The sequence below is a fragment of the Porphyromonas crevioricanis genome (assembly GCF_900167225.1).
Taxonomy (GTDB): Bacteria; Bacteroidota; Bacteroidia; order Bacteroidales; family Porphyromonadaceae; genus Porphyromonas; species Porphyromonas crevioricanis.
Map to the genome: position 1 here is coordinate 178,459 of NZ_FUXH01000001.1, position 13,777 is coordinate 192,235.

The 13,777-nt window shown below is 46.4% G+C and carries 9 protein-coding genes and 1 pseudogene; all 10 read right to left on the bottom strand.

What is annotated here, in order from left to right; all coding sequences use genetic code 11:
- Nucleotides 1-3: 3 nt before the first annotated feature.
- Nucleotides 4-723, bottom strand: a complete 720-nt coding sequence (locus tag B5D48_RS00775) for a glycosyltransferase family 2 protein (RefSeq protein WP_023938346.1) — start codon at nucleotides 721-723, stop codon at nucleotides 4-6.
- A gap of 14 nt (nucleotides 724-737) precedes the next feature.
- Complete coding sequence (udk, locus tag B5D48_RS00780) at nucleotides 738-1,376, bottom strand: uridine kinase (RefSeq protein ID WP_036889840.1); 639 nt, start codon at nucleotides 1,374-1,376, stop codon at nucleotides 738-740.
- Nucleotides 1,377-1,408: 32 nt separating this feature from the next.
- Entirely contained in the window at nucleotides 1,409-2,596 is a 1,188-nt protein-coding gene (gene spt, locus B5D48_RS00785) for a serine palmitoyltransferase (RefSeq protein WP_036889877.1), read from the bottom strand.
- 283 nt (nucleotides 2,597-2,879) lie between these two features.
- Complete coding sequence (gene ettA / locus B5D48_RS00790; RefSeq protein ID WP_023938341.1) at nucleotides 2,880-4,565, bottom strand: energy-dependent translational throttle protein EttA; 1,686 nt, start codon at nucleotides 4,563-4,565, stop codon at nucleotides 2,880-2,882.
- A gap of 158 nt (nucleotides 4,566-4,723) precedes the next feature.
- Entirely contained in the window at nucleotides 4,724-5,089 is a 366-nt protein-coding gene (gene rplS, locus B5D48_RS00795; protein WP_023938339.1) for a 50S ribosomal protein L19, read from the bottom strand.
- Between the two features lie 218 nt (nucleotides 5,090-5,307).
- Complete coding sequence (gene purD / locus B5D48_RS00800) at nucleotides 5,308-6,585, bottom strand: phosphoribosylamine--glycine ligase (RefSeq protein ID WP_042120502.1); 1,278 nt, start codon at nucleotides 6,583-6,585, stop codon at nucleotides 5,308-5,310.
- A gap of 102 nt (nucleotides 6,586-6,687) precedes the next feature.
- Complete coding sequence (locus B5D48_RS00805; RefSeq protein WP_023938336.1) at nucleotides 6,688-8,898, bottom strand: S9 family peptidase; 2,211 nt, start codon at nucleotides 8,896-8,898, stop codon at nucleotides 6,688-6,690.
- A 352-nt stretch (nucleotides 8,899-9,250) separates the two neighbouring features.
- Nucleotides 9,251-10,639, bottom strand: a pseudogene (locus B5D48_RS00810) (THUMP domain-containing class I SAM-dependent RNA methyltransferase); the annotation flags it as partial.
- A 90-nt stretch (nucleotides 10,640-10,729) separates the two neighbouring features.
- Entirely contained in the window at nucleotides 10,730-12,484 is a 1,755-nt protein-coding gene (locus tag B5D48_RS00815; protein ID WP_042120494.1) for a phospho-sugar mutase, read from the bottom strand.
- Between the two features lie 1,083 nt (nucleotides 12,485-13,567).
- Nucleotides 13,568-13,777: NAD(P)(+) transhydrogenase (Re/Si-specific) subunit beta (locus tag B5D48_RS00825; RefSeq protein ID WP_143742780.1), on the bottom strand; the 210-nt coding region annotated here is incomplete at its 5' end.

Here is a 13,777-nt window from a genome sequence, read left to right on the forward strand (position 1 = left end):
AAATTAACGCTTGCGACGGAGTAGGAAATATAAATGCCTGAAAAAAGTGGAGATACAGCCATACTCCTTACTCATGATGTAGTAACGCTCGAGCAGTGATGCCCGGTGGTGCTGGGTTGTGGTTCCCTTGTTCAAATAGCGTGCTAAAATACTGTCTACTTGCTCAATCTTTTCTGCCTTGTGCATACAGCGGATGCACCAATCATAGTCAGCGGAATAGCGGTATTGTTCATCATATTTCCCTGCTATTGAGCGACGTACCACAAATGCCTGATGACAAACAAGCATCCCATTCTTGAAACTCTCTGCATTCAATAGCTTGGGAGGCCTTAGCTTGCGTAAGCCTAATTCGTCTCCATTTTCGTCAATTAGCAGCGTGTCTCCATAGAGAATATCTGCTCCTGCTTTTTCTGCTGCTTGCATTACGGTCTCTACCGTATATCGATTGTAAAAACTATCTCCGGCATTCATAAACCAGACATAGTCTCCTTGAGCCAGTGTCAGGCCCTTGTTCATTGCATCGTAAATGCCCTTATCCGGTTCGCTGTATACCTCGGCATGTGGGCAAATCGCTCTTACTTTTTCGAGAGTGTTGTCGGTAGAAGCTCCGTCTATTACCAAATACTGAACAGAGGAATAAGTTTGTTCTGCAACGGAAATCAGTGTGCGCTCTATGGTCTGAGCAGCATTGTAGCAAACCGTTATGATCGAGACTCGCAGCATTTGTATGGTTGAGGTCAATGCATGGAGCTGTAGAGGTCTTTGGTGATCAGAGAACGAATATTCTCCATCAAGAGAGAGAGGGCCACAGAGTTGAATCCTCCTTCGGGTATAATCAGGTCGGCATACTTTTTCGAGGGTTCAACAAACTCTTCATGCATTGGTTTGACAGTACCAAAGTATTGATCCAGCACAGAGTCTACAGACCTGCCACGTTCTTGTATGTCTCTCGACAGTCTGCGACCCAACCGTACATCGGCATCTGTGTCCACGAAAACCTTTACATCCATGAGGTCTCGAAGTTTCTTGTTTTCGAGGATGAGGATGCCATCCAATATGATCACTCTGGCAGGATGTACCTCCACCGTCTGTGGTAGACGGTTATGCTCAACAAAGGAATATACCGGCCTGGCGATAGAGCGACCTGCCTTTAGCTCTTGTATGTCAGCAACCATGACATCCGTATCGAAAGCATCTGGGTGGTCATAGTTGAGCTTGGCTCGCTCCTCCAAAGGAAGTTCGTCATGGGCCTTGTAATAGAAATCGTGGCAAAGGATAAGCACTTCTTCCTCCTGAAAGGCTTCCTGTAGCTTGCGCACCAAGGTGGACTTTCCGGAAGCCGTACCGCCGGCCACACCTATGATAGTCGTTTTCATGATCAAGACCTTTTTCTTTTTATTCTGAGCTCTTAGGGCAATATACCATTGTTTCTAAATACCTCGTAGAGAATATCTATGGCTTCATCAAGCTGGGCCTTGGTATGCGTGGCCATTAGGGAGAAACGAATGAGTGTATCCCCGGGAGCAACGGCCGGAGCAACGACAGGATTGATAAAGACACCACGATCGAAAGCCTCTTTGGTAATAATGAAAGTTCGTTCATTATCACGCACATAGAGGGGAATGATAGGGGTAGAGGTATTCCCGATTTCAAAGCCCAATGATCTGAATCGACCCAAGGCATACCGGGTGAGTTCCCAAAGTCGCTCTATTCGCTCCGGCTCATTCAGCATAATGTCTAAGGCTGCGTTGGCAGCTGCCGTGGAAGCCGGAGTACAGCTTGCACTGAAAATATAAGAGCGAGCATGATGTCTTAAATAATTGATGATGATTTTGTCAGCAGCTATGAATCCCCCCAAAGAGGCGAAACTTTTACTGAAAGTCCCCATGATCAGATCAACTTGATTGGTCAGCCCGAAGTGGTCACATACCCCTCTGCCTTGGCGACCCATTACTCCAAAACCATGTGCTTCGTCCACCATGATATTGGCGTTGTACTTTTTGGCAAGACGCACAATCTCGGGAAGGTTGGCTACATCGCCCTCCATACTGAAGACGCCATCTACGATGATCAGTTTTACTTTTTCCGGAGCACACTGTTGTAGACGTTTCTCAAGGGAAGCCATATCGTTGTGCCGGAACTTTAGCTTTTGACTGAACGACAGTCTTAGGCCCTCGATAATGGAGGCATGATTCAATTCATCCCAAATGATATAGTCCTCTCGCCCAGTGAGGCAGGATACAACTCCCAAATTCACTTGAAATCCGGTGGAGAAAATGATGGCATCGTCTTTGCCGACGAATTTGGCCAATCGTTTTTCCAGAGCCAAGTGGGAGTCCAAAGTTCCATTCAGAAAACGGCTGCCAGCACATCCCGTCCCATAGAGCTCTGTTGCTTCGATAGCTGCTTGCTTGAGCTTGGGGTGATTAGTCAGCCCCAAATAGGCATTCGATCCGAACATGAGCACACGCCGACCGTCTATTACGACTTCGGTAGACTGCTCACTTTCTATTTTTCTGAAATAAGGGTATATCCCGGCAGCCTGGGCCTCCTGAGGAGCAGTATAGCCGGCTAACTTTTCGTCTAACAGATTCATCATATTTTTACACAAAAAACGCCTCGGGCCAAGTCTTGGTCTACGGATACATCACAAGGATGATTCCCCGTCCAAAGACTAACGAGCAAGTGTATCTTTTCTATAGGGCTACTCACTTTACCCGATATTGTGCAAAAGTAAAGATTTTCCCTAAATAGCATTCATTACCCGCAGACTGTAGATACAGGTAATAATACGTATCAACCTTTTGATTGCTGCACATTAGCTGCTGACTACTGACTGCAAATTATTTCTTTACGAGAGAGAAAGTTCTTTTGCTGGCCTAATCCATTAATTTGCGGTATCGAATTCGCTTAGGCTCTTCATTCCCGAGTCTGCGCTTTTTGTCTTCTTCGTATTCAGAATAGGCTCCTTGGTAGAAATAGACTTGACTGTCCCCTTCGAAGGCCAGAATATGAGTACAGATACGGTCTAAGAACCAACGGTCGTGCGATATGACCACAGCGCAGCCTGCAAAGCCCGTGAGACCTTCTTCCAAAGCTCTAAGCGTGTTGATATCTATGTCGTTCGTAGGTTCATCGAGCAGCAACACGTTAGCTCCACTTTTGAGAGTGAGAGCCAAATGTAATCTGTTGCGCTCTCCTCCGGATAAAACACCACATTTTTTTTCCTGATCACCTCCCGTGAAGTTGAAGCGAGAGAGATAAGCTCTGGCATTAAGCTCTTTGCTGCCTACCTTTATCATCTCTTGACCTCCCGAAATGACTTGGTATACGGTCTTTTCTGGGTCGATATCCTTATGTGTTTGGTCAGCATATCCGATCTGCACTGTCTCTCCAATCTCGAAAGTTCCTTTGTCAGGCTTTTCAAGCCCCATGATAAGTTTGAAGAGAGTTGTTTTACCTGCTCCATTGGGCCCAATTACACCGACAATTCCGTTAGGAGGTAGCATGAAGCTGAGGTCGTCGAATAACAATTTGTCGTCATAAGACTTGGCTACCCCCTGAGCTTCTATCACCTTGTTTCCCAATCTTGGTCCGGAGGGGATATATAGCTCCAATTTTTCTTCTTTTACTTTCTGATCTTCGTTTAGCAGTTGTTCGTAGCTGTTAAGTCGAGCTTTTCCTTTAGCTTGACGAGCCTTTGGAGCCATATTGATCCACTCCAATTCTCTCTCGAGAGTCTTGCGTCTTTTGGATGCTTGTTTTTCTTCCAAAGCCATGCGCTTGGTCTTCTGATCAAGCCAGGAAGAATAGTTGCCTTTCCAAGGAATACCTTCTCCTCTGTCGAGCTCCAATATCCAGCCTGCCACGTGGTCAAGGAAATAGCGGTCGTGAGTGATACAAATCACTGTCCCTGCATATTGCTGCAGGTGCTGTTCGAGCCAGTCGATACTTTCTGCATCCAAATGATTGGTTGGTTCATCAAGCAACAAAATATCCGGTTGTTGCAGAAGAAGGCGACACAGAGCTACACGACGACGCTCTCCCCCCGAGAGAGTGTCTACCAAACGATCTTCCGGTGGGCAACGTAAGGCATCCATGGCTCTTTCTAATTTTGAGTCGATGTTCCATGCATCGGCTGCATCTATCTTATCCTGCAATTCGGCTTGTTTATCGCAGAGAGCTGCCATCTTGTCTGCATCTTCCAATACATCAGGATCCGAAAAAGCTTCATTCACTTGCTCAAACTCTTTCAGGAGATCCATGACAGGTTGTACTCCCTCTTGTATGACCTCTTTTACTGTCTTGCCTGATTCTATGTGGGGGTCTTGCTCCAAATACCCCACACTATATCCGGGGGAGAATACTACATCGCCCTGAAAGTCTTTATCCAAGCCTGCTATGATTTTAAGCAAGGTCGATTTTCCGGATCCATTAAGACCTATGATGCCAATCTTGGCTCCATAGAAGAAAGAGAGATAGATATCCTTGAGTACTTGTTTTTGTGGAGGGTAAATCTTGCTCACCCCCACCATAGAGAAAATTATTTTCTTGTCATCAGCCATAGTTCTGTATTCTCAGTTAATAGCAAAGGGCTGTCCCAGAAGTTTTACTTCCGAGACAGCCCTTTGCTTTTGTGATACGTATTTTCTGGCCACAGTCTGAAATAGAGAGAAGCACTCTGCCCGGGTGAATCCGAGCGTATGTGGCCTGATGTGTATTTTTATTTCGCTGGTGCGATATTGACGCGACGTTCCTTGATACGAGCTTTCTTACCCATACGACCACGCAGGTAGTAAAGCTTGGCACGACGCACCTTGCCATACTTTTCTACTGTCACGTTCTCAATAAAGGGACTGTCTATCGGGAAGATGCGCTCTACTCCGATCCCGTCCGAAATCTTGCGTACGGTGAAACGCTTGAGTTGCCCCTCTCCGGAAATCCGGATTACCACGCCACGGTATTTCTGGATACGTTCTTTGTTACCTTCTTTGATGCGATACTCCACTGTGATGGTATCGCCAGCCCTGAACGAGGGAAGCTCTTTGCCTGCTTTGAATTCCTCGTTTACGATCTTGATAAAATCCATTGTCTTGCTTTTTCGATTAGCTGTTCTTGCCAAACGCAATATACACAGGCCACTCTATTTTCCTGCCAGAGATTACGCAAAGCGAGTGCAAAGTAAGTCATAAATAAGGAAATAGGCAAGAGCCTGTGCTTCCGTTCCGTTGTGTTTTGCCAATTCAACCTAAGCTCCGACTGGGATATAGATTGTAGCTGTCGGTCAAAATCCTTTTCGTGACAACTCTACTCAATGAGATCGCGCCCTATATCATGCCGGTAATTTTTCCCTTCAAAGAGGACTTGTTTGGCTATTTCATAAGACTTTCCAAGAGCTTCTTCCACCGTTTTGCCATAGGCACTTACAGCCAGAACTCGCCCTCCATTGGTTACCACATGATTATCAGCCCAGCGAGTTCCCGCATGGAAGAGCATAATGTCTTCTGGGGGTTCTGGCAAATCCATTGTTATCCCCTTGGTATAATCTCCGGGATAGCCTCCGGATACGAGCATAACGGAGGTGACCGCACGTTCGTCTATTTCCATTGGGTAGTCTGCCACCTTTCCTAAGGCTATCGCTAAAAGAAGATCTACAAAATCCGATTTGATTCTTGGTAAAACAGATTCGGTTTCCGGATCGCCTAATCTGCAGTTGTATTCAATCACGTAAGGATCTCCTTTCACGTTCATTAGTCCGAAGAAGATAAACCCTTTGTAGGAAATGCCTTCTGAAGCTAGCCCATGAATGGTAGGGCGAACGATACGCTCTTCCACTTTGTCCATAAAAGCCTTGTCTGCAAAGTAGACAGGGCTCACCGATCCCATCCCTCCTGTATTTGGTCCTGTATCTCCATCTCCTATTCGTTTGTAGTCCTTGGCTACTGGAAGCAAACAATAATCTTGTCCATCCGTTGCTGCGAACACCGAGCATTCGATTCCGGAGAGAAACTCTTCTATTAGCACTGTATCCCCTGCCACTCCGAACTTGCCACCGAGCATTGCTAAAAGGCTGTCTTTGGCCTCTTGCTCCGTCTCAAGGATTTCCACTCCCTTACCCGCAGCCAGACCATCTGCTTTTAGCACATAAGGGGGGCAGAGACTTTCTATGAATGCACAGGCTTCGTCCTTTTCTTTAGCCGTAAAGCTTTGGTAGCGAGCTGTCGGGATGTCATGCCTTTGCATGAAAGCTTTGCTAAAGTCCTTACTCCCTTCCAATCTGGCTCCATCTTGCCCCGGTCCTACCACGGCAACATGAGCAAGGTCCGGACGAGAGGCGAAATAGTCTGCAATGCCCAGGACAAGAGGCTCCTCTGGCCCTGTCACAAGGAGGTCAATTTGCTGATCCAATACAAAGTCGGCGATCGCAGGGAAATCTTTGGGGTCAAGATCGGGGATGTTGATCCCATAGGTTTCTGTACCGGCATTCCCGGGTGCTATGTATAGTCTGGCACAACGCTTACTCTTGGCTATGTTGTATGCCATCGCACTTTCTCTTCCTCCGGATCCCAGTAGAAGTATGGCTATTGTTTCCTGTCTGTGCAGATTTGTTGTATTTCCTTCCCAAGGCAGGTTTGTCTCGGGTTGAGTTTGTTTGGTGGATTGTTTCTGTCTCATAGTTTATTACTGTCAAAGATGAGTGGTGAAATAACGAGTGATAGTCGTGTAGAGGTGTACACGATCCGGGCCGATTACATTGTGTTTATGACCAGGGTAGACCATATAGTCCGGGTAAGTACCTGCGTCTACGCACGCTTGCACAAAAAGTAGCCCGTGTTGCCAAAGTACGACATTATCTACATCGCCATGGATGAGCAACAAACGGCCTTTCAGTTGGTCGGCCCTTTTGCAGAGATTTGTTCGTTCATATCCATCCGGATTTTGCTCCGGAGAGTCCATGTATCTCTCACCGTACATAATTTCGTACTTACTCCAGTCCATTACGGGCCCTCCAGCTACACCTACCTTGAATACTTCCGGATGAGTGAGCATCAGATTGGTTGTCATGAAACCTCCGTAGCTCCACCCGTGTACGCCCAACCGATCTGCGTCCACCCAAGGTAATGATTTTAGGAATTTGACACCTTCCATCTGGTCTGCCATCTCATTTGTTCCCAGATTTCTGTGTATTACTTGTTCAAAGGCTTTCCCTCTATTGGCTGATCCTCGGCTGTCTACGGTGAAGACGGCATAGCCCAGTTGTGCCATATAGATATCCCAACCTCCGGCCGAACTCCTCCAGCTACGTGTTACCAGTTGAGTGTGAGGACCACCATATACATACACAATGACTGGATATTTCTTTCCCGGTTGCATATTCATCGGCTTTACCAAACGGTAGTGTAGCTGAGTTTGGTTGTCGGCTGCAGTTATGGTCCCCAACTCTATCTCGGGCATTTGGTACCCAGCATCCGGATTTATAGACTCTTGTAGGGTCTGTTGTTTTTTCCCCTTTGTAGAACATAGGCGAGTGAGCCTTGCCACTGTGGGACTCTGGAATATGTCGATAAAATGGCAATAATCCGAAGAAATACGAGTGTGATGGATCCCTGGCTCAGGAGTGAGACTGTCGGGGGTCCCTCCTGAGAGAGAGACGGAATAAAGCTGCCTATCAATGGGAGAAAGCTGATTGCTTTCATAGTATAGTTTTTCTCCTTTGGGGTCTATTCCTTTGAAATCCAATACTTCCCATTCCCCTCGGGTAAGTTGGCGAAGCAATTTACCTTGTGTGTTGTATAGATAGAGGTGTTTGTAGCCATCCCTTCGACTTTGCCAAACAAATAGATCCGGATGTCCGGGAACGAAGTACATGGGGTGTAGAGGCTCGGTGTATGTGTCGTCCGTCTCGGTAAAGAGGGTTGCAATGCGCTCTCCTTGCACAAGTTCATAGGCATTGAGATCACAACGAGTTTGATCTCTGTTTACTTCGGCTATATAGAGGATCTTATTATCCGGACTCCAGCTCAGATTCGTGAGATAATGCTCCGGATCTCCTCCTGTATTGAGGTAGGTTGTGGTACCGGTTTTCAAATCGAATACTCCCACGGTCACATGATGCGAAGCCATGCCGGCCATGGGGTAACGTACCGGAATCTGTTCGGCTTTTCGCTTTTTTATATCCACGAGAGGATAGGGGGTTACCATGGAACGATCCATTCGATAGAATGCCAACTTGCTCCCATCAGGGCTCCAAAATGTGCCTTTCTCTATACCGAACTCAAATTGGTGGACTGCTTCTCCATAGGTCAGAGCTTCGTAACCGTCATGAGTAATGGCCAGTGGCGCTTGCTTGTCGCCATTCAACAGAAGGTACAGATTGTGATCTTTGACTACCACTGCGGCATCTCCTTTGGGGGAAATATCCAGCAGATCGCTTCCGGCCTTGGTGGAAAACGTAGCCTCTACGTTTTTTGTATCCGGGTTGTACACGAAAAGACCGGTAGGGTAGGAGTATAGTAGTCGATCACCATTGACTGTCTGTATTACACTTGGGTAAACAGCCGAACCCTTTTCTTGTGAAAGGCCCATTCTTGTCTGTACCTCTGCATTGGGAACAGATTGTCGAGGAAGGGATTCGATGCCTTTTCCCTGATAAGTCGGTTCGTAGAGTATATATCCGGATTCATTTGTGCTGGTAATTTTGTTACCGCACCATTCTAAACCGGGTAGGTATTGAGGGGATGAGGCCTTGAATTCTTTTCCCCCAGGAATAAGTTGCTCCAAAGAGTGTAGTTTCATCTCTTTGGTCGAGTAATTCGTATTTTGGCCTTCGACAGAGAACCGTGTACCAGAAGTCATTATGCTAATAAGCAGGAGAGAGAAAGGTGCAAAATGTTTCATATCACTGATTTGTGTCTTCGTTGCGGATTATCTGTATTTCTCTGTGAGTCTTCTTGGGAGATCTCCTCTTCTGATCGAGATCAGTATCCTCACCATCATAGATTGCTTTTTTACGGTCTTCCGGCCAATCCGTTTCTTGCTTGCGAGCTTTGCGAATACGCTGTAATCTTGCCATTTCGGTTGTTTGGGAGACTTTGCCGGAGAGATAATCTCCTATACGTTTTCTTGTGCGAGAGATCTCCGGTTTTTCCTCGGTTTTTCCCCTTCGGTAAAATCCCGGTTCATAGGCTCGCTTGTCCAGAGTACCTCCTGCTCTTGTTTTTTGTAGGGTGGGCTTTCGTTCTCCTCGGAAGGATTTTTCCCGGTCTCCATTTTCCGATCTTTTCATTGCAGGCGAGGAGGTTGCAAATTTTCCTTCGTCTTCATGATACCTGCCTCTTTCTTTGGAGGTATAGCTCGTCCTATTTTTCTTGTCCTCAAATCTCTTGTTCTCTCTTTGAGGAGGACGAGTGTAATTTGCCGGGCGGGGTCTTTCTGATCTTTCCTTTTTTTCTCTGTGTATTGTAGCTGTTTGTCCTTTTTGTCTTTGTTCGGCTCGATGTTCGGAAAAAGTTCCTTCAAACAGTTCGTAGCCCCTCAATTCACAGTGGAGAGCTCCATTCATCAGCTCTTCCTTGTACATGGGTTTTAGACCTATGCTGTTGAAATGTTCGGTCTTGTGTGCCAAGATCCAAGCCTTTCCAGAGCCAAAGTTGTGTTTGAGTCGTTCTCCTATCATTGCATACAGATCTTCCCCACTGCGAAGGCCAAGTCGCTCTCCATACGGAGGGTTGGTAATCAGCACGAAAGGAGCTTCCGGTTTGGGGTGCTGTTGCATGGGCAGCACTTGCAGTTTGATATATTTGCCCAGACCGCTCCGGTTGACATTCTTTTGTGCAATCCGTATTGCTTCCGGCAGTATGTCCGACCCGTATATTTTATGCTCCGGTTCGCGTTCCTCCGAGCTATCCTGATAAAGCTCATCGAATAGCTCTGTATCGTAGTCGCTCCACGACTGAAAAGCAAACCGATCTCGATAGATACCAGGAGCGATGTTGGCTGCTATGAGAGCTGCTTCTATGAGTAGGGTTCCGGATCCACACATAGGGTCTATCAGATCGCAATCATCTTGCCAACCAGTTTTGAGTATGATCCCTGCAGCCAGAACCTCATTGAGAGGGGCTTCTGTCTGAGCCACTCTGTAGCCCCTTTTGTGAAGACTTTCTCCAGAGCTGTCCAGAGAAACGGTGACATCTTGGTGAGAGATATGGATATTGATAAGGATATCGGGATTGTGCAGGCGCACCGAGGGGCGTTTGCCATACTTTTCTACGAAGAAATCGGCAATAGCATCTTTTGCCCGGTAACTCACATAGCGACTGTGCCGGAAAGTTTCGGAGTACACCACCGGATCAATTGCAAAGGTGTTGGTGGGGGAGAGTATTGCGGACCAGTCGAATTGCTGCATATGAGCATAAACCTCATCGGCATCTTGGGCCTGGAATTTCAAGACCGGTTTGAGGATGCGTAGGGCAGTCCTCAGCTTCAGATTGGCTGCATAGAGCAGACGTTTATCTCCCTCGAATGCGACCATTCGCTTGCCGGGACGAATGTTTTGTGCACCCAGTTGGCGGAGCTCTTCAGCGAGCACGTCCTCCAGGCCATGGAGTGTTTTGGCTACTATTTCGAATGTCTCTGTCATAGATCAATGGCAGGTAGGTAGTAAGTGGAAAGGCTTTCGAGCAGAGTAATACTATTGTTTGCTCCAAGCCTTTCCTTTTTTAGGTGTGAGTCAAATGTTCCCCAAGTCTTTACGCACTTTCGCCACAGCTTCTTCTGCTGTTTTGTATGCGGTATCCAGCTCCAATTCGTTTGCAACAGGTCGGCGTAGCCCTATGTAGTACTTTATCTTGGGCTCCGTGCCGGATGGACGAATAGATAGCTTGGAGCCATCTTCAGATTTGTATTGCAGCACGTTGCTTGTCGCTGGCATTTCGAATTTTTCTGTCTTGCCACTGCGCAAATCTCTTTTTTCCAAAGATTGGTAGTCGAGTATCTCCACTATCGGGGATCCTGCAATTTGAGTCATTGGCTGCTCTCGGTATTTGCGCATCATCTCTGCTATTTCTTGGGCTCCTGTTCGGCCTTTGCGCACAATGCTGACCCCGACCTCTTTGTAGAATCCGTACTTCACGTAGAGGCTGCGCATTAGCTCGTATATTGTCAATCCCTTGTCCAGAGCCCAAGCTGCCATTTCGGCAAAAATACAGCAGGCAGATACGGAACTTTTGTCTCGGATGAAGTCTTCCCAAAGGAAACCATAGCTTTCTTCTCCTCCTCCTATGTACCTCTTTCCCAATACCTCATTCTTACGCACAACATCGGCTATCCATTTGAACCCTGTGTAGCAATCGAAGAGCTGCACCTGATAATCGTCAGCTATCGCTTTTATCAGCTCTGTGGTTACTATTGTTTTTACCACATAGTCATTGGGGGCCAGCTCTCCTTTTTCTTTGCGTCTGGCTATTGAGTAGTAGGTCAGTAGTGCACAGATCTCATTCCCATTCATGAGCACCATTTCCCCTTCTTTGTTGCGCACAGCTACCCCGATGCGGTCTCCATCCGGATCCGAAGCCAATACCATGTTGGCCTTTGTTTCGTTTGCCCGCTCGATAGCCATTTTCAGAGCAGCCGGTTCTTCGGGATTGGGTGATACAACGGTCGGGAAGTCGCCACTGATAACATCTTGCTCCGGTACGTTGAGAATATTTTCAAAGCCGAAAGCCCTTAACGCTTTGGGGACGATAGTACCGCCAGTGCCATGGATGGGTGTGTACACAATAGCCAAATCCTTATGCCTTTGGACCGACTCCGGCGAGAGGCTTAGGGACTTTACCTTGGCTATAAAGTCGTTGTCCATTTCTTCTCCCAAAAGGGTTATCATAGAACTGTCTCCTTGGAAGCGAATCTCGTCCACAGATGAGATTTTTCCAACTTCGGCAATGATGCTCTGATCATGAGGGGCGATGACTTGTGCTCCATCGCTCCAATATACTTTGTATCCGTTGTATTCCGGAGGATTATGCGAGGCCGTTACCATCACACCACTTTGACAGCCTAGCCTGCGTATTGCATAGCTGACCTCCGGAGTTGGCCTGAGGGCCTCAAATAGATATACGTAAATACCGTTGGCGGTAAAAATTTCTGCCACAGTTTGTGCAAATTGTCGGCTATTGTGCCGGCAGTCGTAGCCAATAGCCACGCTGATGCGATCCGAGGAGGCAAATTCTTTTTTCAGGTAATTGGCAAGCCCTTGAGTAGCTGCACCTACTGTGTAGCGGTTCATGCGGTTACTCCCTGCTCCCATGATCCCTCGCAGACCTCCGGTGCCGAATTCCAGATCCTTGTAAAAGGATTCGATAAGCTCTGTCGTGTCTTCACTATCAAGCATTTCTCGCACTTTGGCTTGTGTTTCGGCATCATATGCCTCCCCTAGCCAACCATTGGCCTTAGCTCTTACTTCTTGTAGGAGTTGGTTTGTATCCATATTGTAGTCTAAATTATTGTCTATGCTACAAAGGTAGCATTTTGGGGCGATGCTTCCCGACCTATTAGCAGCCTCTATCCCTTCCGTATCGTAGCATATTGTGACGGTTTCCCTATCGTTCAATTGCCTGCTGATTTGAATAGAGGTTTTCAAATTGTATTTTTTGGAGGGATGCTATGAAGAGTGTCTTCTTATGACAATATAGTTTATTGTTGTTTTATTGCGTATTGTTTTGTGTTTTCTTTGATACCTTGTTTTTGCTTGGAATAGGTCTTATATTGACCGTTTTTCTCCCTCTTTTTTTCTCCTCATGGGAGCTGTTTTTTTATGACACGGGAGAGAATGAAATTTCTCTCCTGAGAGAAATTTTGCTAACACAGGAGAGAATAAATTTTTTCACAGGAGAAAAAAACGACCCTCTCAGAATGCCGATGAATAGGGTATTCTGGAAGGGCGGATTTAGAGAGATCGGAAGAGAAAATATGGGATTGGATATTTGTGTTCTCTTCTCCTGATTTCTTTCTTTTTTTGATAGTACTGTTTTTACAAAATATGTTGAATTGAAATGATGGAGAGTGCGTGATCTATGACACCCTATGAAGCTTGTCTTTTGTTGATATACAATAGTTTTTCTTTTTTTATTAACCTGCTACGGTGAGTGCCCGGAGTATGATTTCAAGAATAGCCGCATAATACGTTATTCGCTGCGTTATTTTCGATATTTAGGCTTGGTCATATATGACGAGTATACTCTCTGAACCTTTAGTCTCAATGCCTTCAAGATTACCGCAACCAGCAAAGTCAACAAAAAGGCAAGTTTTGATTGTCATTTTGGAGTCCATGTAAAGGTCTCCGCTTACTATTCAAAGGCGGTGTGTCATAATACGCAAACTGCTGTGTTACTTGCGACATTTGGCTTCGGTTACATACTCTAGTATGCTCCCTTCAGCCTCTGTCTTAGTGCCTTGTTTTTGCGCATTCTAATGCAGCTAAAAGGGGCTGTGGCTAATTTCAATTTTGCCACAGCCCCTTCCTCTTGGTTATCCCGAGCAGGTTATTTGTACCTACTGAACAGTATATCTACTATAGTTTGCTGATAAGGCTTTTAAGCGATTCCTTGGCATCACCCAAGCAGAGATATACCCCTTTTTCTCTGTGATAGAGAGGATTCTCAACACCTGCATATCCAGGGTTAAGATCGAAGTTACAAATGATTACTTCAGGAGCTTGATCTACATTGAGTACCGGCATCCCATAGATTGGTGTTCCTTCTGCATCACGAGCAGCAGGGTT